Raw genomic sequence first — 23922 nt, forward strand, 5'->3', positions numbered from 1 at the left:
CCTGCCGGCAGCGGCTGCTGTGCGGGCGGGCGTGCTCGGACATGGTCCCGCTTGTGGCTTTTGTACCGTGCGCTCTCTCGTCCCGCATCCGCGCGTCACCCGCCCGGCCCGCGCCGCGTCGGTCATGGGGGAGCGGGGCGCGGTGGGCGTCAGCGGCGACCGGTGGGCGGCGGGAGGCGGCGCAGGGCCACGTCCGTCAGCGTGCCGTCCGCGACCCGGGCGGTCATGTACGTGTGATGCGGCTGGCGGCGGCGGTCGGTGGGTGATCCCGGGTTGAGCAGCCGCAGGCCGCCGGGGGCCACCGAGTCCCACGGGATGTGGCTGTGCCCGAAGACCAGCACGTCCAGATCGGGGAAGCGCTCGGCGCAGCGCTTCTCCCGGCCCGCCGAGGGGCCCGTCTCGTGCACCACGCCGAGCCGCACGCCGTCCAGCTCGACCCGCGCCACCTCCGGCAGCCTGGCCCGCAGCGCAGGGCCGTCGTTGTTGCCGTACACACCGACCAGCCGGGCCGAGCGCTCCAGCAGCAGGTCGAGGGTGGCCACGTCCACCCAGTCCCCGGCGTGCACCACCACGTCGGCGCGGGCCACCTCGTCCAGCAGCGCCGCGGGCAGCGCCTTGGCGCGCTTGGGCAGATGGGTGTCGGACATCAGAAGCAACCGCACAATGGCGAACCTACCGCCCCGGACCGATCGCGGGGGGTCGTGCCTCGGTTGAGGTGGCGGCGTGCCGGGGTGATCACGGTGTCGGCCCTGGGGGGGCGCCCGGGCGGGAGCGTGACAGCGCGTGGCCCGGAGGGGTGGCCGTGGCCGGTGGGGAATCGTTGCGGCGGACGGCCGGGGCGGCCCACGCGAGGGTGTTGTGTCCATGACCTTGACAGGCTGATGCCGCAGCGCTGTGATGTGTGGGCTCGTTTGATCTCGTTCGGTTATGCGCGACTGTGTCGAATCCACGGTGACTCATGGGCCGTTCACCGCGGCGGTCCGTCTGGAGGTCCGGCGTATGGCGTCGATCAGATCCGTCCTCACCCGCTGGCTGCTGACGTTGGGCATGGCGGCCGCCGTGCTCCCGGCGGCCGTGGGATCGGCCACCCCCGCCTCGGCCGAGGCCAACGGCGTGGCCGCCACGCCTCCGATGGGGTGGAGCAGTTGGAGCTACATCCGCTCGAACCCCACCGAGGCCGATATCGAGGCGCAGGCGAAGGCGATGTCCACCAGCGGCCTCGTGGCGCACGGCTACCGTTACGTCAACATCGACGACTTCTGGTACCTCGACCCGAAGACCACGGTGGACGCGTACGGCCGCTGGGAGACCGACCTGGCGCGCTTCCCCGACGGCATGGCGGCCGTGGCCGACTACGTGCACGGTCTGGGCGAAAAGTTCGGCATGTACCTCACCCCCGGCATCCCTGTGGCCGCCTACCAGGCCGACACGCCCATCGAGGGAACGAGCTTCCACGCCCGGGACATCGTTTCCGACACCTCCCGCTTCGAGACCAACTACAACTTCGGCAGTGGCCGGATGTACTACATCGACTACACGAAGAACCCTGCCGCCGCCCAGGCGTATCTCGACTCCTGGGCCGACCAGTTGGCGTCCTTCGGCGTGGACTACCTGAAGATGGACGGCGTCGGCGACGGGGACATGGCCGACGTCGAGCACTGGTCGCAGGCGCTGCGCCAGACCGGCCGCCCGATCCACTTCGAGCTGTCCAACAGCCTCGACGTCGCCAACGCGGCGACCTGGCGGACCTACGCCAACGGCTGGCGGGTCTCGGGCGACGTCGAGTGCTACTGCGGCAGTGGCGGCTCGTCCTTCCCGCTCACGGACTGGTCCAACGTCGCCGCACGCTTCTCCATCGCCCCGAAGTGGACCCCGTACGTGGGACCGGGCGGCTGGATGGACCTGGACTCCGTCGAGGTCGGCAACGGCGGCGACGACGGGCTGACCCCGGACGAACGCCAGTCCCAGCTGACGCTGTGGGCGATCGAGGACGCCCCGCTGCTGCTCGGCACCGACCTGACGCACCTCGACGCCGGCGACCTGAAGCTGCTGACCAACGACGAGGTGATCGGCGTCGACCAGGCCGGTCATCCGGCGCGTCCTGTCGACCAGTTGACGTCGAGTCAGGTGTGGGCGGCGCCGAACGGCGACGGGAGCTACACCGTGGCGCTGTTCAACCTCGGCTCGTCCACCGCGACGGTGACCGCGAACTGGTCCGACATCGGGTTCACCGGCTCGGCGGCCGTGCGCGACCTGTGGAGCCACACCGACCTGGGCTCCGCCAACGGCTCGTTCGGCGCCGCGCTCGCCCCGCACGCCTCCCGCCTGCTGCGCGTCACCCCCGCCACCGGATCCCACCCCGCCGCCCTGTCCTACGCGCTGGTCAACGACGCCACGGGCGAGTACCTGGACGTCGCCGGTGCGTCCGCCGCCGACGGCGCCGGGATCGTGCAGAGCGCCCCGAACGGCGCCGCCGACCAGCGGTGGCTGCTCCTGCCGGCCGGTGACGGCACGTACACCGTCGAGAACGTGGCCAGCGGCAAGGTGCTCCATGTGCCCGCGAGGGGCGGCAGCGGTGCCCAGCTGATCCAGTCCGCCGACGACCACGCGGCCGGATCCCACTGGAACGCCGTGCGCGGCGCCGACGGCACCTACCAGCTCACCGCGGGCTCCGACGGCCTGGCCGCCGACACGCAAGGCGGCGCGGTGGTCCAGGCCCCCACCTCCTCCGCGACCACCCAGCGCTGGACGCTGGTGCCGGAGCCTGATCCCGGCACCGCGTACGAACTGGTCAACGGCGCCAGCGGTGGGCGCATGGACGTCGACGGCGACTCCACCGCGGACGGTGCCAAGGTGCTCCAGTGGCAGGAGAACGGCCAGGCCGACCAGCGCTGGACGTTCGCCTCCGCGGGCGGTGGCGCGTACACCGTGACCAACGCGAACAGCGGCAAGCTGCTCAACGTCCCCGGCCCGACCACCGCCGAGGGCACCCAGCTGATCCAGTACCACGACGACGGGAACAGCAACTCCCGCTGGACACTGGTGGACGCGGGACCCGACGCGGTGCAACTGCGCAGTGTCTACGACGGTGACCTGGTCGACCTCGACAACAGCTCACTGTCCGACGGCGCGGCGGTGCTCCAGTGGCCCGCCGACTCCGGAACCAATCAGACCTGGACGCTGGTCCCGGCGAGCTGACGCAGCGTCACTTCAGTGGTCCGGTACGCCCATGGCCTTCAGCAGCATCGGCAGCGCGCGGTGCAACTCCCGCTGCCAGTAAGGCCAGGTGTGCGTACCGGGCCCGTAGAAGTCGGTGACCAGACGGTGGTCGCCCAACGCCCCCAGCCGGGAGGCGAGATGGCGGTTCTCCGCCAGGAACAGCGTCTCGTACGGACTCGTCACGCCGGGCTTGTCGTACGGCCCGGCGGTTCCGTCGCCGCAGGAGAGGAAGACCGGGACGCGCAGCAGTGCACGCGCCAGGTCATAGGGGTCGTGGGCGGCCCACACCGCCCGGTCGGCCACCGGGTCGCCCCACAGCGCGTACGGATCGGCGCCCTGGCCACGGGCGATGTCGAGCACATTGTCCGTGCCGCCCGGTGTGTGCAGCGGGTCGGCCACCCCGCTGAACGACGCCGCGGCGCGGAACATCCCCGGGTGCCGACCCGCGTACGACAGCGCTCCGAAGCCGCCCATCGACAGCCCCGCGACCGTGCGGTCCGCGCCCGCGCCGTACGAGGCCTCAAGGATCCGGCGCACCTCGGTGAGGTGGAAGGTCTCCCACCGGGGCGGCCCGGACGCCCCCGCGTTGAACCAGTCGCTGTAGAAGCCGGTGTCCCCGGCCTCCGGCATGACCACCAGCACCCGGCGCAGCGGCGCCAGCTTCGCCACGTCGGTCATCGCCGTCCAGCTCGTGTAGTCCCCGCAACAACCGTGCAGCAGCCACAACGTCGGCCAGTGGCGCCGCGTGTGCTCGCTCCAGCCGTCCGGCGTGAGCAACCGGACCTTCGCCGTCGCGCCGAGGGCGGGCGACTGGATGGTCAGGTCGAGCCGGCGCGGCGCGACCTGCTGCTCGGCCACCACCCGCGCGCCGTCGCCCGCGACACCGCGCCCGGCCGCCTGCGCCCGTGCGGGTGCCGCCGCCAGGCCCAGCAGGGCGGCGAGGGCGAGCAGGAGGGTGAGCGTGAGGCCCTGGCGCAGGCGTCTTCGCCCGGTCGCGGCGGCGGCGGCCGTCCCGGTTCCGGAAGGGGCGGGGGACGGAGCCGGGCGAGCGCGCATCTGCTGCCTCCGGAGGCGTCGGAAGGAGAGCGGGGTGCCAAGGATTGGACCGCCGGCCCGACGCCCTGTCAACGATCGCGGCGATCCGGCGCGAGGCGGTGTCACCGATCCGGCCGACAACGCTGTCCGCGCCAGGCGTCCGCGTCATTGACCCGGCGTCACCACGCGCGTAGCGTGCCGACACCGTACGGGTGGGGGAAGCGCTTACCCCCTTGTCCGGCCGGAGCACCGGTCCCGCGCGGCGACCGGTCGGCGCCTCGGCCAGAAACGGGAGGACGGCAGTGATGGCACGGCTCAGCCGACGCGGCTTCATCGCGGCCTCCGCGATCGCGGGACCCGCCTTCGCCGCCCCCACCGCGGCCGCCGCGGCTCCTCGTACGGCGGTCGCCACCTCCCCCGGGACGCCCGGCGCCTCAGGACCGCTCGCGGACGACGTGGTCCCCGCCGCCGACGTGCTGGCCGCACAGGGCTGGCGGGCGCTGGCCGGACGGAAGGCCGGGGTGCTGACCAACCCCACCGGCGTGCTGCGCGACCTCACCCACATCGTGGACTCCATGACCGCCGCCGGGGCCCGCCCGGTGGCCGCGTTCGGCCCCGAGCACGGCTTCCGCGGCACCTCCCAGGCGGGCGGCTCGGAGGGCGACTACACCGACCCCCGCACCGGCATCCCGGTCTACGACGCCTACGGCGCCTCGGCGTCGGACCTGGCCGGGATGTACCGCAAGGCGGGCGTGGACACGGTGGTCTTCGACATCGCGGGGGTGGGCGCCCGCTTCTACACCTACACCTGGACGATGTACGTGGCGATGTGGGCGGCCGTGCTCACCGGCGCGTCGTTCGTCGTGCTCGACCGGCCGAACCCCATCGGCGGCCAGGCCTGCGGGCCGGTGCTCGACCCGGCGTTCGCCACCGGCGTGGGACTCAAGCCGATCGCCCAGCAGCCCGGCATGACGGCGGGCGAACTGGCCCGGATGTTCGACGCGTTGTACCTGCCGGACGACACCGGTGGCCGCCGGCTCGCCGAACTGCGGGTGGAGCCGGTGCGCGGATACCGGCGCGACGCGCTCTACACCGACACCGGGCTGCCGTGGGTGCCGCCAAGCCCCAACATGCCCACCGGGGACACCGCGTTGCTCTACCCCGGCACCTGCATGTTCGAAGGGACCCTGCTGTCCGAGGGGCGCGGCACCACCCGCCCGTTCGAGATGATCGGCGCGCCGGGCATCGACTGGCGCTGGGCCGAGGAACTGGACTCCTGCGGCCTGCCCGGCGTCCGCTTCCGCGAGAACTACACCGTGCCGACCTTCGACAAGTTCACCGGCACCACCTGCGGCGGCGTGCAGGTCCACCTGACCGACCGGCGCCGCGTCGACGCCATCCGCACCGTCGTCGCCATGATCGTGACCGCGCGCAGGCTCTACCCGTCCGTCTTCGGCTGGCGGCCCGACCACTGGATCGACGATCTGACCGGATCCAGCCGTCTGCGCACCATGGTCGACGCGGGCGCGGACACCGACGACGTGGTCGGCGCGTGGGAGGACGAACTCGCCCGCTTCCGCGCCGCGCGCGAGCCGTTCCTGCTGTACGGCTGACCCGGTCGCGCCCACCCGCTCCGTTTTCCCCGCCCCCGCACCAGCGTCCCGCGACACGCACCGCCCCGCACCTTCCGTGAGCGAAGGAGAGCCCGCCGATGCTGAACCGCCGATCCGTCCTCGCCGCCGTGCCGTTGACCCTCACCGCCGCCATCGGCGCGGCGGCGGGCACCGCGCGGGCCGCCACCCCACGCACCCAGCGGGCCCCGGGGGCCGGCGTCCCGGCGGGCGTCCCCCGCTCGGCCCGCTTCGACCTGCCGTGGCACGACTTCGCGCCGCCCGGGACCGTGCTGCGGCACGGCTCACCGCAGGAGGCCGGCCTGGACCCGGCCCCGATCGCAGCGGCACTGGACCAGGTCGCCGCATGGACCGAGCCCGATCCCACGACCGGGCACCCGATGTACTCCGGTCAGGTCTCGCTGCTGGTCCACGACGGCGTCGTGGTGGCCCAGAACGCCGCGGGCTACGCGTTGCGCTACGCCGACCAGCAGGGCGACCTGCTGCCGGCCGCGCAGTGGATCCCGATGCGCACCGACACCATCTTCGACCTGGCCTCCCTGTCGAAGCTGTTCACCTCGATCGTCGCGGTGCGCGAGATCCAGGACGGCGGCCTCGGGCTGGACGACACGGTCGCCGGGTACCTGCCCGAGTTCGCGAGCAACGGCAAGGCGGGCATCACCATCCGCCAACTCCTCACCCATACCTCGGGGTTGCCCGCCGATCCCTCCCCCGCGCTGTGGCAGTACCCGGACATGCCGTCGCGGGTGAAGGCCATCCTGGACACCGTTCCGCAGAACCCGCCCGACACCGTCTACCTCTACTCCGACCTCAACATGCTCTCGCTCCAGCTGGTCCTGGAACACCTGACCGGCAAGGGCCTCGACGCACTGGTGCGCGAGCGGGTCACCGCGCCGCTGGGCCTGCGCGACACCCTGTACAACCCGCCCGCCTCGCTGAAGCACCGCATCGCCGCCGAGGAGTACGAGGTCGGGCCGGGCGAGCCGCAACGCGGTCTGGTGTGGGGGCAGGTGCACGACGAGAACGCCTGGGCGATGGGCGGTGTCGCCGGGCACGCGGGCGTCTTCTCCACGGTCGCCGACATCGCCGTGCTCTCCCAGGCGCTCCTGAACGGCGGCACGTACCGGGGCCACCGGATCCTCAGCGAGGAGTCGGTGCGGCAGATGATGACGAACTACAACCAGAAGTACCCCGACGACTCGCACGGCCTCGGCTTCGAGCTGGACCAGCGCTGGTACATGGGCCGCCTGGACAGCGGTGCCACCGCCGGACACACCGGCTTCACCGGGACCACCATCGTCATCGACCCCCTGTCGCGCTCCATCGCGTTGCAGTTCAGCAACCGCGTCCATCCCACCCGCAACTGGGGCTCGACCAACCCGGCCCGCCGTGCGGTGGCCGACGGCCTGGCCGACGCCATGGCGGTCCGCGCCCCCGCGGGGGGACGCAGCTGGTACTCGGGCATCACAGACGCGAGCACCGCCACCCTCGCCACCACCGTCACCCCGCGCGGCGGGCCGGTGGACGTGACCTGGACGGCCTTCGTGGACACCGAGCAGGACTGCGACCTGCTGGTCCTCGAGTGCAGCACCGACGCCGGATCGACCTGGCAGGCCGTGCCGATGACCGCCACCGGCAACGGCGCCCCCACCGCGGCGGTCGCCTCGCTCTCCGGCGGCACGCGGTCGTGGTGGCGGGTGTCGGCACGATTGGCGGGGGCTCAACTCCCCTCGCGCGGAGAGCCATTGACGATCCGGTGGCGGTACACGACCGACCCCGAGTACACCGGTCGCGGCGTCGACGTGGCCGCCGTGCGGATCACCGACGCGCGAGGAACGCTCCTGGACGGCGACCGCGCCCCCGGCGCCTTCACCCCGAACGGCTGGACGCTGACGAGGCGTTAGCGGAGGGCGGCACAGCGGGCGGACGCCAACCGAGCGGTGTCCGGGCGGTGTGCACCGGGGAGGCGTACAGGCAGAGGGCGTACGGGCGGCCAAGCATGCCGTGCTCGTCGCCTCGGGTCGGCCCCCCGCGCGCGCACCGCCCGGTCGTCGTCGGCGTTCCGGGCGTCCCGCGCTTGACAAACCGAGTTGCCGATTCTGGGATGGGCGTATGGAGACCCCGGCCGTTCGCCCCGATCCCTCCACCGACGCCGTGCTGGCCGAGGTCGGGCCGCGACTGCGCCGGATCCGTCAGCGCCGGGGCGCCACGCTGGCCGCGCTCTCCGAGGCGACCGGCATCTCCAAGAGCACCCTGTCCCGCCTGGAGGCCGGCCGGCGGCGTCCCAGCCTGGAACTGCTGCTGCCGATCGCCCGGGCCCACCAGATCCCGCTGGACGAGCTGATCGGCACCGGCGGGGTCGGCGACCCCCGCATACGCCCGGTCGCCCGGACCGTCGAAGGGATGACGATCGCGCCGCTGACCCGGCGCCCCGGAGCGCCGCAGGCCTACAAGATGGTGATCCCGCCCCAGGGCGGTCCGCCGGAGCCGCGCACCCACGAGGGCTACGAGTGGGTGTACGTGCTCTCCGGCCGCCTGCGTCTGGTGCTGGCCGAACACGACCTGGTGCTCAGGCCGGGGGAGGCGGCCGAGTTCGACACCCGGGTTCCGCACGCGTTCACCTCGGCGGGCGAAGGGCCGGTCGAGGTGTTGTCGATCTTCGGCAGCCAGGGCGAGCGGATCCACTTCCGCGCCCGGCCGAAGACGTCGTGAGCGACGGGTCGCAACTGATGGCTCATCAAATGCAACCTGAAACGGACGAGTCGACGCCGCGTCACGACAGCGACGGCCGGGTGCGCCGGGGTGCGCGGCGGGTGCGCGGCTGGGTCTGTGCTGCACCCGGCACCTATGTGTGGCTGCTCGTGCTCACGGTCTCGGCGTTGCAGTTCCAGCAGGTGCCGCCGCGCATCCGCCACGTCATCCTGCACGTCGACAGCACCAACCTCTTCCAGCTCGCCCACCACCCCCTGCACGTGCTGGTGCTCAGTGCCGTGTGGACGCAGGCGTCGACTCTGCTGACGTACGTGGTGCTCTTCCACCTCTTCCACGTGCCCGTCGAGCGCTGGCTGGGCTCGGCGCGCTGGCTCGCGGTGGTGGTGACGGCGCACGTCGGGGCCACCTTCATCAGCGAGGGCACGGTGTGGCTGGCGATCCGCTACGGCGTCGACCCGGCCCGCATGCAGTACACCCTCGACATCGGCGTCTCCTACGGCCTGGCGGGGGCGGCCGGTGTGCTCGCCTACCGCCTGGTGCCTCCCTGGCGCGAGGCGTACGTGATCGTGGCGTTGTGCTACCTGGGCACGCGGGTGGTCGTGCTGCACACCTTCACCGACATCGGCCATCTGTCCGCGTACCTCATCGGCCTGTGCTGCCACCCGCTGACCCGGGGCCGCCCTCGATGGGATCCGCGCGCGGCGCTCAAGGAGGTACGGCCGCGCACGGGCAAGGGTGCGGAGGCGGGGAAGCGCCCGCGCTAGGCGCTCCCCCTGTCCGCGTACCCCGATCAGCAGATGCGCGGCAGCTGCTCGCCCAGCGGCAGGTCGACCACCCGGGTTCCGCCCAGGCCGGTGCGGGCCACCACCATGCCGGGGTGCTCCGCCACGCACTCGCCGATCACCGCTGCCCGCGCCCCCAGCGGATGCGCCCGCATGGCGTCCAGCACGGCGTCCGCGTGCTCGGGCGGGACGAAGGCGACGAGCTTGCCCTCGTTGGCGACGTACATCGGGTCGAGGCCCAGCACCGCGCAGGCGTTGGCCACCTCGTCCGGCACCGGCACCGCGCTCTCGGTCACGGCGACACCGACGCCTGCGGCCGCCGCGATCTCACCGAGCGCCGCCGCCAGGCCGCCGCGCGTGGGGTCGCGCAGGACGTGCACGTCGGGCGTGACCGCGAGCATCGTGGCGACCAGCCCCCCCAGGGCCGCGCAGTCGCTCTCGATCCGCACGCCGAACTCCAGGCCCTCGCGGACGCTCAACACGGCCACGCCGTGCACCCCGATGTCACCGCTGACGATGACCACGTCGCCCGGGCGGGCGCGCTGCGGGCGGATGTCGACGCCCTCGGGGATCAGGCCGATGCCCGCCGTGTTGATGTAGACGCCGTCCCCGTGGCCCGCCTCCACGACCTTGGTGTCACCGGTGGCGACCTGCACCCCGGCCGTCCGCGCCGCCGCGCCCAGCGCCTCGGCGACCCGTGCGACACAGGAGACCTCGACGCCCTCCTCCAGGATGAAGGCGCACGAAAGGAACGCGGCGGCCGCCCCGCTCATCGCCAGGTCGTTGACCGTGCCGTTCACCGCCAGGTCGCCGATCGACCCGCCGGGGAAGAACAACGGCCGCACCACGAAGGAGTCGGTGGAGAACGCCAGCCGCGCTCCGCCCAGCGTGACCGCCGCCGAGTCGGCCAGATCGGCCAGCACCTCGCCGCCGAACGCGGGCGCGAAGACGTGCTGGACGAGTTCCGCCGACAACTGGCCGCCGCCCCCGTGACCCATGACGATCCGCGGGTGGTCGCGCAGCGGCGCCGGACAGGTCCAGCCGGAGAAGTCGGGGGCGGGCGGCGCCCCGGGCAGGTCGGTGATGTCAGCCAACGGGGGTCGCCTCCCGGGACGTGGTGCCGCCGCCGAGCCGGCGGTAGAGGAAGTAGGCGGCGCAGGCCCCCTCGGAGGAGACCATGGTGGCGCCCAGCGGATTGCGCGGCGTGCACGTCGTGCCGAACGCCTCGCACTCGTGCGGTTTGATCAGCCCTTGCAGCACCTCGCCGCTGCGGCACTCGGCGGGCTCACGGGTGGTGAGGTCGCTGACCGAGAAGCGGTACTCCGCGTCGTACTCCCGGTAGCGCGACGACAGGCGCCAGCCGCTGTCCGGGATCACCCCGATACCGCGCCAGGCACGGTCGGCGACCTCGAAGACATCCGCCAGCATGGCCTGCGCGGCCGGGTTGCCCTCGGGGCGCACGGCGCGCGCGTAGGCGTTGTCCACGGTGTGCTCGCCGCGCTCCAACTGCCGTACCGTGCGCCGGATTCCCTCCAGGATGTCCAGCGGCTCGAAGCCGGTCACCACGATGGGGACGCGGTGACGGTCGGCCAACTGCGGGTACTCGCCGATCCCCATCACACTGCACACGTGGCCGGCGGCCAGGAACGCCTGCACCCGGCAGTCGGGGGACCGCATGATGGCCTCGATGGCGGGTGGTACCCGCACATGGCTGACCAGCAGGCTGAAGTTGCGGATGCCCAGCCTGCGGGCCTGGTACACCGTCATGGCGTTCGGCGGGGCGGTGGTCTCGAAGCCGATGCCGAAGAACACCACCTCCTTGTCCGGGTTGTCCTGGGCGACGCGCAGCGCGTCGAGCGGCGAGTACACCACCCGCACGTCACCCCCCTCGCTGCGCACCCGGAACAGGTCCCGGTCCGAACCCGGCACCCGCAGCATGTCGCCGAACGAACAGAAGATCACGTCGGGCCGAGCGGCGATCGCCAGCGCCTTGTCGATGACCTCCAGCGGTGTCACGCACACCGGACAGCCCGGTCCGTGGATCAACTCCAGTTCATCGGGCAGCAGTTGGTCGATGCCGTGCCGGATGATGCTGTGCGTCTGCCCGCCGCAGACCTCCATCAGCGCCCACGGCCGGGTCACCGTCGCCCGGATGTCGTCCAGCAGGCGCCCGGCCAGCTGCGGGTCGCGGAACTCCTCGACGTACTTCACCGCTCCTCACCCACCTTCGCCGCCTGCTCCCAGGCGTCGCCGAACTCCTCCTCCAGCAACCCCAGGTCACCGAAGAGGTCCAGCGTGCGGCGCGCCGACTCCTCGTCCAGCCGCTGCAACGCGAATCCCACGTGCACGATGGCGTACTCGCCGACCCTGAGGTCGGGCAGGTACTCCAGGCAGACGTCCTTGACCACGCCGCCGAAGTCGACGGTCGCCATACGCGTGCCGTCCCGTTCCTCGATCTCCAACACCCTGCCGGGCACGGCCAGGCACATGGGCACCGCTCCTTGTCTCGGATCGCTCTCGTGTACGGATGTCACCCGGTCACGGCCGTGGCCTCGCGGGCCGCGACCACCAACTGGCCGAGCGCCAGCCCCCCGTCGTTGGGCGGGACGAGCCGGTGGCGCAGCACCGTGAACCCGTCGTCCCGCAGCCCTTGCGCGCAGCCCTCGGTCAGCAGCGCGTTGCAGAACACTCCGCCGCCGAGGGCCACCGTCTCCAGTCGGTGTCGCTCCCGCGCCGCCGCGCACACCGACCGCACCGCGTCGACCACGGCGGTGTGGAAGCGCGCCGCGATCACCTCCGGCGCCACTCCGCCGGCCACGTCGGCGGCCACCGCCGCGAGCACCGGCCCCGGATCGACGGCGACCGGACCGGCCCCCGCCCCCGGCAGACCGAAGCGGTAGCCGTCGACCGGCCCGTCACATCGCCGTGCGGCAGCCTCAAGCGCCACCGCGGCCTGCGCCTCGAAACCGGCGAGCTGGCAGACGCCCGCGAGCGAGGAGACCGCGTCGAACAGGCGCCCCATGCTGGAGGTCGGTACGCAGTGCAGACCCCGCTCCAACTGCCGTGCCAGCAGCGCCCGTTCGTCCGGCGGGCAGGCCGCGACGCAGGGCAGCGCCCGATCCCACGGCAGACCCGCCGCGTACAGGTGGGCCAGCGCCATCCGGTACGGGCGCCGCACGCTCACGTCGCCGCCCGGCAGCGGGACGTAGGCCAGGTGCGCGAAGCGGTCGAAGCCGTCGTAGTCGGCGAGCAGGAACTCCCCGCCCCACACCGCGCCGTCGGTGCCGTAACCGGTCCCGTCCATGGCGACACCGATGACCCGTTCGCCGCCGTCCAGCCCGTGTTCCGCCATGACGGCCGCGACGTGCGCGTGATGGTGCTGGACCCGGAGCACCGGCCGGTCGGACGCCTCCCGCTCCGCCCAGCGCGCCGAACGGTAACCGGGGTGCCGGTCGGCGACCAGCACGTCGGGCCGCACCCCGGTGATGTCCTCCAACTGCCTGGTTGCGGCGGCGAACGCGGTCAGCGTGGCCAGGTCGTCCATGTCGCCGACGTGCGCCGACAGCCAGGCGCGCCGCCCCGCTCCCACGCAGAAGACGTTCTTCAGGTCGCCCCCGACCGCCAGCGCCGGGGCCACCGGGACCGGCAACGCCACCGGCAGCGGCGCGTACCCGCGCGAGCGGCGCACCAGCAGCTCCCGGCCGTCGCAGACCCGCACCACCGAGTCGTCGCACGGCACGTGGATCGGCCGGTCGTGGGTCAGCCAGGCGTCGGCCAGCCCGGCCAGCCGCGTCAGCGCCTCGGCGTCGTCGGTCACGATCGGCTCGCCGCCGAGGTTGCCACTCGTCATCACCAGCACCTCAGGTCCCGGCGGGTCACCGGGAAGCCCGAACAGCAGGTGGTGCACGGGCGTGTACGGCAGCATCACGCCGAGATCGGGGCACCCTGGAGCCACTTCGCCGGCCACCGCGCCCGGTGCGAGGTCCTCCCGGCGGCGCATCAGCACGATCGGGCGGCGGCTGCCGGTGAGCAGTTCGCGTTCCCGCCCGCCGACGTGCGTCAGCGCCTCGGCCACCGCCAGATCCCGGGCCATCACCGCGAACGGCTTGTCACCGCGGTCCTTGCGGCGCCGCAGCGACCGCACCGCCTCGGGGTTGGCCGCGTCGCACGCCAGGTGGTAGCCGCCGAGCCCCTTGACGGCCACGACCGCGCCGTCCGCCAGCAGCCGCCGCGCCCGGGTCAGCGGCTCGGGCCGCGACCGCGTCCCCGGCACGCCGCCACCGAGCGGCACCAGCAACTCCAGCCGGGGACCGCAGTCGTGGCACGCGACGGGTTGCGCGTGGAACCTGCGGTCCGACGGGTCCTCGTACTCACGCGCGCACCGCGGACACATGGGGAACCGGGCCATCGTGGTGTTGGCGCGGTCGTACGGCAGCGCGCGCACGATGGTGAAGCGCGGCCCGCAGTGCGTGCACGTGATGAACGGATGGCGGTGACGCCGGTCGCCGGGGTCGCGCAACTCGGCGAGGCAGGCGTCACACGTGGCGGTGTCCGGAGAGACCAGCGTGCGGTCGCCGGCGCCCGGCCGGGACGGTGTGATGCTGAACCCGGTCTCACCCAGTGGCGGCAGCGGCTCGTGGCTGACGGACTCCACGACCGCGAGCGGCGGCGCCTCGCGCCCGATCCGCTCCAGGAAGTCCGCGATCCGCGCGGGATCGCCCTCGATCTCGGCCACCACGCCCTCGGTGGTGTTGGTGACGTGACCGCTGACCCCCAGCGCGGTGGCGAGCGCGTGGACGAAGGGCCGGAACCCCACGCCCTGCACCACGCCCCGTACGACGACCCGCCGCCGCTGGAGGGCGCGGGCGGTGTCCTGCTCCACGGTCATGAGGCGGCGGGGGAGGGCGCGTGCGAGTGTGGGTGGTCGGCGGGGCCGTGGGTGTGGTCGCCGAGTGTGTGCGGGTCCCCGGGGCCGTGTGAATGCCCAGGGCTGGGTGCGTGCGCGTGCGTGTGACTGTGCTGCGCCGCCTGACGGGCCATCACCGGCTGGTGCGCCGGGTCGCCGTCGCGCACCGCCAGGGCGCGGTCCAGCAGCAGGCCGACGCCTTCGCCCCGGCGTGCGGAGGTGTGCAGCACCTCGACGCCCGGGTTGACCTGGCGGACGTTGGCGAGGAAGGCGGCCTCGTCGAACCCCACGGCCTCGGCGATGTCCTGCTTGGTGACGATCACCAGCTGGGCGAGGCCGAACGCGGTCGGATACTTGAGCGGCTTGTCCTCACCCTCGGTGACCGACGCCAGCACCACCCGCAGCGACTCGCCGAGGTCGTAGGAGGCGGGGCAGACGAGGTTGCCGACGTTCTCCACGAACAGCAGCCGGGTACCGTCCGGCAGCCACGCGTCGACGTGCGAGCGGAGCATGTCCGCCTCCAGGTGGCACAGCCCGTCGGTGAGGACCTGCCGCACCGGCGCGCCGGAGCGGGCGAGCCGCCGGGCGTCGTTCTCGGTGGCCAGGTCGGCGGTGAGCGCGGCCACCGCGACCGCGCGGCGACGCGCCTCGGTCAGCTCCGCCTCCAGCAGCGCGGTCTTGCCGCTGCCCGGGCTGGAGAGCAGGTTGACCACGACCGTCCCGCGGGCGAGCAGGTCCTCGCGCAGGGCCGTCGCGCTGTCCTGGTTCTTGGCCAGCACGGCCTGCTGGAGATCGACGACGCGGCACATGGCCTCAGTCCTCCTCGTGGGCAGTCACGGAAACCGGGTGATCGGAGCAGCAGCGCACGCTCTCGATCCGCAACTCGCGCCCGGACAGCAGCTCGGCGGTGGCGGCGTCGCAGCGCGGACAGCACAGGTGCGGCGGTACGCCGGTGTCCCAGATGTGCGCGCAGGAACCACAGCGGGCGCGCGCCGCGACCGGCTCCACCACCAGATCGGCGCCGTCGAGGACGGTGCCCTGGCAGGCCAGCCCGAAGCAGAAGCGCAGCGCTTCGGGGACGACACCGGCGAGTTCGCCCACCGCCAGCCGCACCGAGTCGACCGAGCGGGTGCCGTCGCGGCGCGCCGCCTCCTCGACCTGGCCCACCACGGCCAGTGCGATGGACATCTCGTGCATCGGTCACTTCCTGACGGGTGCGGCTCCCGGCGGGGAACGCGTGCGTGCCATTACAGGGCCGGGTGCGGCGGCGGAGGCTCCGCCACGCCGCCGCACCCGGCCGCTGTACGCCGTTCGGTCCCAGCCGTCCGGCGGGCCCTCGCTTCACATGGAGTGGATGCGCAGGTAGCGCTTGAGGTCGGGCAGGTTGGCGGCCACCACGCAGCCGATGCCCGCCGCGGCAGCCGCCGCGAAGAGGTACTTCCACATCGTCGGATCCTCCCTCCGGTATGTCGTCTCGGGTGCTCGGTCCAGGGTTGTGGTGCGGCGTGCCGTGTTCGGTCGGCGAGGCGCCTCAGGGGCTGGGTGCCGCCGCGCCGGCCGGAGTGCCAATGGCCCCCCGCTCCTCGCGCAGCAGGCGCAGCACCAGCCGTACGGCCTCGTCCACGGCGGCCTCCACCGGCGCGCTCAGGCCCATCTCCTCCGCCACGCGCTCCGGTTCGCAGCCCACCACCAGCACCCGGTGCGGTCTGCTGCCGCCCGCGCTCGCCGTCAGGGTGTCGAGCAGGGCGAGGACGGCGTCCGGCGACATGTGGTGTCCGTCGACCTGGACGCCCCCCGCCCCCCTGCCCGGGGCCGTGTCGGGCTCGATGAGGTAGACGGTGCCGGGCCGGCCGCCGCGCGCGGTGGCGTCGAGGAGCACCACGGTGTCGTAGCCGTCGAGGAGCTGGTACGCCAGGTGTACGCCGCGCACCCCCACGTCGACCACCTCGACGCCCTCCGGCAGCGGCTGTCCGGCGAGCCTTCGGGCGGTCTCGACGCCGAAGCCGTCGTCGGCGAGGAAGACGTTGCCGATCCCGGCGACCAGGACGCGTCCGCGCCGCGCCGCGTCCCCCGCACCCGCCGGGTCCTGAGCGGAGGCCGTCACGACGGCTCTCCCGGCGGCGTGGTGCCGTCGAGCGGGGCCACCTCGTCGGGCTGGAAGTACAGGAACCGGCCCTGGTCGCGCCGCAGTTGCGCGCCGGGGTCGCCGTCCACGGTCACCGCGAGGTGCACCAGGCCGTCCACGTCGTGCAGGACGGCTTCCACGGTCGCCTCCCGGCCGCGCAGGAAGAGGTCCTGGGCGTCGGTGCGCCGTGCGCCCGGCCGCAGCTCCACACGGGAGCCGGCCGCGACGCGTACGCCGTCGACGACCACGTGGTCGCTGTCCGGGTCGAACCCCGCGTCGGACGCCGGATCCCACCACGGCAGGTCGGTGCCGACCGGGGCGGGGCCGAAGCCCTCCGGGGCCTCACCGGTCACCTCGCGCAGTCCGCGTACGGCACCGTGCAGCCGTTCCATCACCTCGGCCGGGAGGGACTCGGCCAGGTCGACCGCCGCGGCGGCGCGCTCGTCGGTGCCGCGGGCCTCGCGTTTCTCCTCCTCCGTCAGCGTCGCCGTGCGCAGTGCCAGGATCTCGTCGATCTCGGTGGCGTCGTAGAGCGCGCCGGGGCTCTCCGGGGCGATGTGCGGATGGTCCTCCAGGATGATCGGGGAGGAGAGCACCACGTCGTCGCGGCCGTCGTCCCCGGCCAGCACCGGCCAGGTGTGCTCGTTGCGGCACTCGGCGACCGCCGCGGCGGCCCACTGCGGCGGGTCGGTCATCGACACGAACGTGCCGGCGGTCAGCCCCAGCATCACGTGCGTGGAGATCAGCGCGTGCGGCAGCGCCGCGTCGCGGTCCGACGGGCCTTCCGGCTCCGGCGCCCAGCCGCTGGTGTTGACGACCTCCGCGGTGAGCCGCACCACGCTGTACGGGCCGGGCAACTCGACTGCGGTGAGCCGAAGTTCGCCGTCCAGCCGCTCACGTCGGCGCAACAGCCGTCCGACCTCGCGGCCCGCGTCATCGGTCAGCGACTCGGTCCCGGTCTGCGCGGCCCGGGAGAACGGCAGCGCCGCACCGCCGTCCAGCAGTTCGGCGACGTCCACACTGAGCGGCACGCGCTCCTCGACCCCCTCGTCCCAGGGCACCAGCACCCGCCGCGGCAGTTCCAGCCGCTCCACCGTCTCGAACTCCCCGTCGTCTCGCGCCTGTTGGACACTGCGGCGCTGCGCGTGCAGGAAACGCAGCTCGACGTGGAGGGTGGCGCCGCGCCGCGGCTCCATCAGGCACTCGGTGCGCTGCACGCTGTACTCGCCACTGCCGTGGTCCCACTCGGGCGGCACCAGCACGCCGAACTGCCAGCGCATCCGGTTCTTCGCGGCGGAAGCGCGGTACGGATACAGCACGTACCCCTCGAAGAGCACGGCGTCCGCCACCTTGCGGGCGGTGCCGAACCTGTCCTTCGGCGACTGCTCGGCCCCGGAGGCGGAAGGAGTGGTCGTGGTCACGGTGTCCTCTCCCTGGCGAGTGGGCGGGATGAGCCGAACAGGGTTCCGACCGGCGGCGGTTCGTGCTCCGCGAGCAACGCCTCGACCGTGGCCTCCCAGGACGGCAGCGCGTGCCGCGAGCGGTAGGCCAGCAGCGCCTCCATCGTCCGGCGCGGCAGCCGCAGCCAGCCGCAGCCGGGGAAGTGCTGCTCGACCATCTCCCGCCATACGGTGACCGGCATCCGGTACGCGGCCTCCTTGTCCCACGGCACCGGCTCCACCTGGAAGCCGCCGGGCCCGCGGAACGCGGTGCCGGAGAAGAGCAGCAGCAGCGGCACTTTGCCGTCCGCCAGCGCGTCGAAGTAACGCGTCGAGGCGATGTCCATGTCGTACGTGCACGGCACCGGCAGCTCGACCTCGGTGGCACCGGTGAAGCCCGGCACCACCACGGACGCCTGCGCGAACCGCATCGGGTGCAGTGTCGAACCCCACCGGGAGCGTTCGCCGAACAGGTCGCCGAGGCGGTCCGCCTCGGCCGGTTCGTATTCGCGCAGCGCGGGCTCGATCCGGATCTGGCAGCGCAACGCGACGGCGTGCACCCGCTCGTCCCCGGTGGCGGTGATCCGCAGCCGGAAGACCAGGGTGGGCCCGGCCGCGTACGGATCGGCTCGCACGCCCGCGCAGGAGAAGGACAGTTCGCTCACCCGGCCACGTCCTGTCCCGCCACGTCGGTCGCCCGAGCCGCCAACTCGGCGAAGAAGGCGTCCAGTTCGGCATGCGCGCGCGATCCGCCGTCGAAGCCCTGCCAGTGCAACCGCATCCGGCCCACCAGTTCGTAGGCGGTGTCGACGGGTACCAGATAGCACTCACCGCGTTCGCCGTCACGGCGCACCAGCAGCGCCTCGACGTCCGGCAGGAGCATCCCGGCGAGCGGGCTGCCGCCCAGCACGGCGTCGAGGGCGGTCGGCTCGTGGTCGCTCTCGGTGGCGCCCGCCGGACTCGGGTAGAGCACCACGAGGCGGTCCAGCCGCGAGTTGCGCAGGAAGAACGCCATGCCCACCGGGACCCGCAGCGCCTCCCAGGCGGCGGCGTCGAGCGCCACCGACGAGTCGGTGAGCCGGCGGTCGGGCACCACGCGGAACCGGCCGCCGCCCGCGCCCGGCCGGTCGAAGAGCATCGTGCAGGCGGTGCAGGAACACGCCAGCGTCCGCTGCTCGACGTCCACCATGTGCCGGTGCTCCTGCGGGAGTCGCACGGCGCACAGCTCGCAGCGCTCGACACGCGGCGGCCGGGGCCCGGTGAAGCGGCGCAGGCCCCGGCGCGCGGTGGACGGCGGCGCGCTCACCGCACCCCCGCGGAAGCGGTTCCGGCCGGGCGGGTGCCGATCTGGAGCAGCACCGGCTCCGCGTCCGCCGCCTCCGCCTCGGCCAGTTCGACGGTGACCACCTCGGGCGCGAAGCACGACAGCGCCGCCTCGACACGTTCCCGTGTGCCGTCCGCGGTGCTCCGGCAGCCGCAGCCGCCGCCCGCGGGGGCGGACAGCCGCAGGGTGCCGGTCGTCTGGTCGAACTCCTCGACCACCAGCGCTCCGGCGTCCGCCGCGTTCAGCGCGCGGTCGACGCGGGCGGCGGTGTCCTCCGGGTGCAGGTCGTGCAGGACCAGCAGCCCGGCCGCCACCTCGTCGCCCAGCAGCGGGTCCAGGCTGCCGCCGGGGGCCGACGACAGCAGCGCCACGATGCGGGCCAGCCCCGCGCCGTAGAACTCCATCAGGACCCGGACCAGTTCCTCGGCCGCCTCGCTCGCCTCCGGCCGGCCGAGCGCCGCGAGCCGGTCGAGGACCTCCTCGACGCGGCGTCCGGTCTCCTGGGCGCTCATCCGGCCATCCCGCTCAGGCCGGTGGGCACGTGCAGCTTCTCCAGCGTCTTGCCGCCGCCGACGTACATGTGCACACCGCACGGCAGACAGGGGTCGAAGCTGCGCACGGCGCGCATGATGTCGATGCCCTTGAAGTTCTCCGGGGAGTTCTCCTCGAAGATCGGGGTGTTCTGCACGGCGTCCTCGTACGGCCCCGGGGTGCCGTAGGAGTCGCGCACGCTCGCGTTCCACGGGGTGGGCGGGTACGGGTGGTAGTTGGCGATCTTGCCGTCGCGGATCACCATGTGGTGGGAGAGCACACCGCGCACCGCCTCGGTGAAACCGCAGCCGATGGACTCGTCCGGGACCTCGAACCTCTCCCAGGTCTGGGTACGGCCGGCGCGCACCTCCTCCAGCGCCTTCTCGGCGAAGTGCAGGGCGACCGCGGCGGCGTACGCCTGGAAGTAGGTGCGGGCCCGGTTGCGCTCCAGCGCGTTGCTCCACTGCGGGATCTTCCACTCGAAGGTGGTCTCCGGCTTGGTGAGCGAACGTGGCAGATTGATCACGACACTGTGCCCGGTGGCCTTGACGTAGCCGCAGTCCACCAGGCCGGACAGGGCGGTGGACCACAGCCGGGCGATCGGGCCGCCGCCGGTGTCGAGCGCGAGGTGGTCGGTGCCGTCGAACCAGCGCGGCGACATCACCCAGCTGTACTTGTCGTCGAAGTCCCGCTTCTGCGGCTGCGGGATGGTGTGCTGGTTCCACGGGTGGCGCGCGTCGACCGGGTTGCCGAGCGGGTCGTGGGTGACGAACTGCTCCTGGCCCTCCCAGTCCTGGTAGTACGAGCTGCCCAGCAGGATGCGGATGCCCAGGTTGATGCGCGTCAGGTCGTTGGTGACCAGCTTGCCGTCCACGATGACGCCCGGGGTGACGAACATCTTCCGTCCCCAGTCGGTCATGTTGCGGTACGTGAAGTCGCACGCGTCCGGGTCGTTGAGGGCGCCCCAGCAGCCCAGCAGGACGCGGCGGCGGCCGACCTCCTCGTACCCGGGCAGCGCTTCGTAGAAGAAGTCGAACAGGTCGTCGTGGAGCGGCACGACGCGCTTCATGAACTCCACGTAGCGCATCAGGCGGCTGAGGTAGTCGGTGAACAACTGCACCGACGCGACGGTGCCGACGCCGCCCGCGTAGAGCGTGGAGGGGTGCACGTGGCGGCCCTCCATCAGGCAGAACATCTCCCGGGTGTAGCGGCTGACCTGCAGCGCCTCCCGGTAGAACTCGCCCTCCAGCGGGTTGAGCGAGCGCATGATGTCGGCGATGGTGCGGTAGCCGTGGTCGCCCGCGTGCGGCGCCTCGGTGCGCTCGGCGAGCTCCAGCACCCCCGGGTTGGTCTCGCGGACCATCTTCTCGCAGTAGTCGACCCCGACCAGGTTCTCCTGGAAGATGTTGTGGTCGAACATGTACTCGGCCGACTCGCCGAGGTTGATGATCCACTCGCCGAGGTGCGGCGGCTTGACGCCGTACGCCATGTTCTGCGCGTACACCGAGCAGGTGGCGTGGTTGTCGCCGCAGATGCCGCAGATGCGGCTGGTGATGAAGTGCGCGTCGCGCGGGTCCTTGCCCCGCATGAACACGCTGTAGCCGCGGAAGACGGAGGAGGTGCTGTAGCACTCCGCGACCCGCTTCTGCTTGAAATCGATCTTCGTGTGGATGCCCAGGCTGCCCACGATCCGGGTGATCGGGTCCCAGGACATCTCCATCAGGCCGCTGCCGTCGCCGGCCTTCGTCGCGGGTGCCATCGTGTGTGCCGTTGCCCTTCGTCGTCCGTCGGGGAGGGGTCGGTCCGGCGGGTGCCGGGCCGGCCGTTGGTCACCAGGGCCTGCTGTAGCCCGTGGTCAGTTCGCGGCCGGTGTGGCGCCACTTGGGCTCCTTGTCGACCGTCTTCGCGGTGATGGAACGCAGCCTGCGCACGGCCGCGCCGTACACCCCGCTGGCGGTGCTGGAGACCCTGCCGCCGGGCGGCTCGTCCATGAACGGCATGAACTTGTCGGGGAAGCCGGGCATCGTGCACGCGATGCAGATGCCGCCGACGTTCGGGCAGCCGCCGATGCCGTCCATCCAGCCGCGCTTGGGCACGTTGCACTTGACCACCGGGCCCCAGCAGCCCAGCTTCACCAGGCACTTGGGGGAGTCGTAGGTGGTGGCGAACTGGCCCTGCTCGTAGTAGCCGGCCCGGTCGCAGCCCTCGTGGACGGTGGCGCCGAACAGCCAGGTCGGCCGTAGCTTGTCGTCCAGCGGGATCATCGGCGCCGATCCGGCCGCCTGGTAGAGCAGGTAGGTCAGCGTCTCGGCGAAGTTGTCGGGCTGGATGGGACAGCCGGGGACGCACACGATGGGAATGCCCGCCTTGGACTTCCACTCCCAGCCGAGGTAGTCCGGCACGCCCATGGCGCCGGTGGGATTGCCCTCCATCGCGTGGATGCCGCCGTACGTGGCGCAGGTGCCGATCGCCACCACGGCCAGCGCCTTGGGGGCCAGCCGGTCGATCCACTCGCTGGTGGTGATGGGCTGGCCGGTCTCCGGGTTGTCACCGAAGCCGCACCAGTAGCCCTCCGGCTTGATGGACTCGTTGGGGATCGAGCCCTCGACGACCAGGACGAACGGTTCGAGTTCGCCGCGGTCGGCCTTGAAGAACCACTCGACGAAGTTGTCCGCCCCCTGCACCGGGCCGCACTCGAAGTCGATCAGCGGCCAGTGCACGGCGATCTTGGGCAGGCCCGGGAGGGCGCTCAGGGCGATCTCCTCGATGCTGGGCTGGGTCGCCGCGGTCAGGGACACCGAGTCGCCGTCGCAGCTGAGGCCGGCGTTGATCCAGAGGATGTGGATCGGGGACTCGGCGGCGTCGCCGGGGTCCGCCGCGCCGGACGTGGACGCCGCCGTGGCGGCGGAAGGGTCAGCACCCATCGGACGTCTCCTTGGTCGGACATGCGACTTGGGTCGGACATGCGACGAAAGCCACATAACGGGCTGTCCCTGTCTTCCTACCCGGGGGCGCGCCGGAGTGTGGTGCCAGATACCGCCAATGCGGTGGATTCCGGTCGCCCGGCCGGACCCGTGCTCACGCTGCGTGATGGCATCCGGGGGGCCGACGGGCCGCTTTCGGGCCGTGGCCGGATCGCGTCCCGGTGTCCGGATCGGTGCCCTTGCGCTCGGGCGTCACTTCCGGTCCGAGTGCCCGATATCCGGATGTGTGTCACCTGTGAGGGGTCGCCAACCGACTGAAAGCCACACAACTTCCCATGTGCACAGGGGATTTGACGGATGCTTTGCTCTTCGGGCGAGGCGGTCGCGACGGTGGATGTGATTGTCTGCACGCTGTCAAAAACTGGGAGGGTTCGGCGCCGAACGCGCTCGAACCGGCCTACCTGTTCCGCGCACTACCCCGCGACGAAGGAGCAGCATGTCGGCAACGTCCCGCATCACCGTCCTGACCGCCGCTACGGCCGCCGTGGCGGCCGCCATGGGATCGGCTTTCGCGGTCGCCCCCACCGCGGTGACGGCATCGGCCCACGCCTTCCGGCTGGCCCCCATCAGTGCCCACCGGATCGTCGCCCCCGACGGCAGAATCACCCACAGCACCAGCTCCAACTGGGCCGGGTACTCGGCGACCGGCCAGAAGTTCACCAGCGTCTCCGCCAGCTGGGTCCAGCCCACGGTCAAGTGCTCCAGCCAGACCACGTACTCGTCGTTCTGGATCGGCATCGACGGCGACGGCAGCGACTCGGTCGAGCAGACCGGCACCGAGGCCGACTGCTCGGGCGGGCAGCCGCAGTACTACTCCTGGTACGAGATGTACCCGGCCTACCCGGTGAACTACAGCAACACCGTTCGCCCGGGCGACCACTTCACCTCCACGGTGAGCGTCAGCGGCTCCACCTTCACCCTCAAGCTCAGCGACACCACCGAGGGCTGGACCAAGACCACCACCAAGTCGTCGTCCACCGCCGAGGACGCCTCCGCCGAGGTCATCGCCGAGGCTCCGTCCAGTTCCAGCGTGCTGCCGCTGGCGAACTTCGGTACCGCCAACTTCACCGGCGCCACCGCCAACGGCCAGCCGATCGGCAACTTCAACCCCGACCAGATCAACATGGGTTCCGGCAGCACCACCAAGGCCTCCACCTCCGCCCTGTCCGGCGGGGAGAACTTCTCGGTCACCTGGAAGCACAGCTGACCTGACCCCACCGAATCCTCAGGCGAT

21 protein-coding genes are annotated in these 23922 nt (G+C 72.4%); 6 read left to right on the plus strand and 15 right to left on the minus strand.

The genetic code is table 11. The features are described 5' to 3' along the window. Positions 1–149: 149 nt before the first annotated feature. Complete coding sequence (locus tag CK485_RS10870; protein ID WP_109449444.1) at positions 150–662, minus strand: metallophosphoesterase; 513 nt, start codon at positions 660–662, stop codon at positions 150–152. Between the two features lie 337 nt (positions 663–999). On the opposite strand from CK485_RS10870, the gene CK485_RS10875 reads away from it, so the two are divergent. Next, a complete protein-coding gene (locus CK485_RS10875; protein WP_109449446.1) occupies positions 1000–3198 on the plus strand; it encodes an alpha-galactosidase in 2199 nt (732 codons plus the stop codon). A 12-nt stretch (positions 3199–3210) separates the two neighbouring features. Here the strand turns inward: CK485_RS10875 and CK485_RS10880 are convergent, their stop codons facing one another. Continuing rightward, entirely contained in the window at positions 3211–4275 is a 1065-nt protein-coding gene (locus tag CK485_RS10880; RefSeq protein WP_109449448.1) for an alpha/beta hydrolase family protein, read from the minus strand. 284 nt (positions 4276–4559) lie between these two features. Here CK485_RS10880 and CK485_RS10885 point away from each other — a divergent pair, with 284 nt between their 5' ends. The 4 genes from CK485_RS10885 to CK485_RS10900 all read left to right on the plus strand — a co-directional run bounded on the left by CK485_RS10885 (position 4560) and on the right by CK485_RS10900 (position 9361). After that, positions 4560–5867, plus strand: coding sequence for a DUF1343 domain-containing protein (locus CK485_RS10885; protein ID WP_109449450.1), 1308 nt, complete (start codon positions 4560–4562; stop codon positions 5865–5867). 98 nt (positions 5868–5965) lie between these two features. Further along, a complete protein-coding gene (locus CK485_RS10890; RefSeq protein ID WP_109449452.1) occupies positions 5966–7789 on the plus strand; it encodes a serine hydrolase in 1824 nt (607 codons plus the stop codon). A 208-nt stretch (positions 7790–7997) separates the two neighbouring features. Then, a complete protein-coding gene (locus CK485_RS10895) occupies positions 7998–8597 on the plus strand; it encodes an XRE family transcriptional regulator (RefSeq protein ID WP_109449454.1) in 600 nt (199 codons plus the stop codon). A 29-nt stretch (positions 8598–8626) separates the two neighbouring features. After that, entirely contained in the window at positions 8627–9361 is a 735-nt protein-coding gene (locus tag CK485_RS10900) for a rhomboid-like protein (protein WP_199239312.1), read from the plus strand. Positions 9362–9387: 26 nt separating this feature from the next. Here the strand turns inward: CK485_RS10900 and hypE are convergent, their stop codons facing one another. The 13 genes from hypE to CK485_RS10965 form a co-directional block, all read right to left on the minus strand. Continuing rightward, positions 9388–10473 carry a hydrogenase expression/formation protein HypE gene (hypE, locus tag CK485_RS10905; protein ID WP_109449456.1) on the minus strand — a complete coding sequence of 362 codons (1086 nt, stop codon included), beginning with the start codon at positions 10471–10473 and terminating at the stop codon, positions 9388–9390. Next, positions 10466–11590: a hydrogenase formation protein HypD gene (gene hypD / locus CK485_RS10910; RefSeq protein ID WP_109449458.1), complete on the minus strand. Its 1125-nt coding sequence runs from the start codon at positions 11588–11590 to the stop codon at positions 10466–10468. Before hypD ends, hypE begins: the two co-directional genes overlap by 8 nt. Then, on the minus strand, positions 11587–11868 hold the full coding sequence (locus CK485_RS10915) for a HypC/HybG/HupF family hydrogenase formation chaperone (protein WP_109449460.1): 282 nt from the start codon (positions 11866–11868) through the stop codon (positions 11587–11589). The genes hypD and CK485_RS10915 overlap by 4 nt, the downstream gene beginning before the upstream one ends. Positions 11869–11909: 41 nt before the next feature. Continuing rightward, positions 11910–14267, minus strand: coding sequence for a carbamoyltransferase HypF (hypF, locus tag CK485_RS10920; protein WP_109449462.1), 2358 nt, complete (start codon positions 14265–14267; stop codon positions 11910–11912). Beyond that, positions 14264–15094 (minus strand): hydrogenase nickel incorporation protein HypB, encoded by an 831-nt coding sequence (hypB, locus tag CK485_RS10925; protein WP_109449464.1) that lies wholly within the window; start codon positions 15092–15094, stop codon positions 14264–14266. The genes hypF and hypB overlap by 4 nt, the downstream gene beginning before the upstream one ends. A gap of 4 nt (positions 15095–15098) precedes the next feature. Then, complete coding sequence (hypA, locus tag CK485_RS10930) at positions 15099–15482, minus strand: hydrogenase maturation nickel metallochaperone HypA (protein WP_109449466.1); 384 nt, start codon at positions 15480–15482, stop codon at positions 15099–15101. Positions 15483–15816: 334 nt separating this feature from the next. Further along, complete coding sequence (locus tag CK485_RS10935; RefSeq protein WP_199239313.1) at positions 15817–16389, minus strand: hydrogenase maturation protease; 573 nt, start codon at positions 16387–16389, stop codon at positions 15817–15819. Further along, positions 16386–17831 carry a hypothetical protein gene (locus tag CK485_RS10940; protein WP_109449468.1) on the minus strand — a complete coding sequence of 482 codons (1446 nt, stop codon included), beginning with the start codon at positions 17829–17831 and terminating at the stop codon, positions 16386–16388. The genes CK485_RS10935 and CK485_RS10940 overlap by 4 nt, the downstream gene beginning before the upstream one ends. Next, entirely contained in the window at positions 17828–18514 is a 687-nt protein-coding gene (locus CK485_RS10945) for a DUF6084 family protein (RefSeq protein WP_241968278.1), read from the minus strand. The genes CK485_RS10940 and CK485_RS10945 overlap by 4 nt, the downstream gene beginning before the upstream one ends. Next, positions 18511–19155: a DUF5947 family protein gene (locus CK485_RS10950; protein ID WP_109449470.1), complete on the minus strand. Its 645-nt coding sequence runs from the start codon at positions 19153–19155 to the stop codon at positions 18511–18513. The genes CK485_RS10945 and CK485_RS10950 overlap by 4 nt, the downstream gene beginning before the upstream one ends. Then, a complete protein-coding gene (locus tag CK485_RS10955; protein ID WP_109449472.1) occupies positions 19152–19685 on the minus strand; it encodes a hypothetical protein in 534 nt (177 codons plus the stop codon). The genes CK485_RS10950 and CK485_RS10955 overlap by 4 nt, the downstream gene beginning before the upstream one ends. Continuing rightward, positions 19682–21463 (minus strand): nickel-dependent hydrogenase large subunit, encoded by a 1782-nt coding sequence (locus CK485_RS10960; protein ID WP_109449474.1) that lies wholly within the window; start codon positions 21461–21463, stop codon positions 19682–19684. The genes CK485_RS10955 and CK485_RS10960 overlap by 4 nt, the downstream gene beginning before the upstream one ends. A 70-nt stretch (positions 21464–21533) precedes the next feature. After that, complete coding sequence (locus CK485_RS10965; RefSeq protein WP_109449476.1) at positions 21534–22628, minus strand: hydrogenase expression protein HypE; 1095 nt, start codon at positions 22626–22628, stop codon at positions 21534–21536. Between the two features lie 496 nt (positions 22629–23124). On the opposite strand from CK485_RS10965, the gene CK485_RS10970 reads away from it, so the two are divergent. Continuing rightward, positions 23125–23895: a G1 family glutamic endopeptidase gene (locus CK485_RS10970; RefSeq protein WP_109449478.1), complete on the plus strand. Its 771-nt coding sequence runs from the start codon at positions 23125–23127 to the stop codon at positions 23893–23895. Positions 23896–23922: the final 27 nt, after the last annotated feature.

Source organism: Streptomyces sp. ICBB 8177, assembly GCF_003144095.1.
Classification (GTDB): domain Bacteria; phylum Actinomycetota; class Actinomycetes; order Streptomycetales; family Streptomycetaceae; genus Streptantibioticus_D.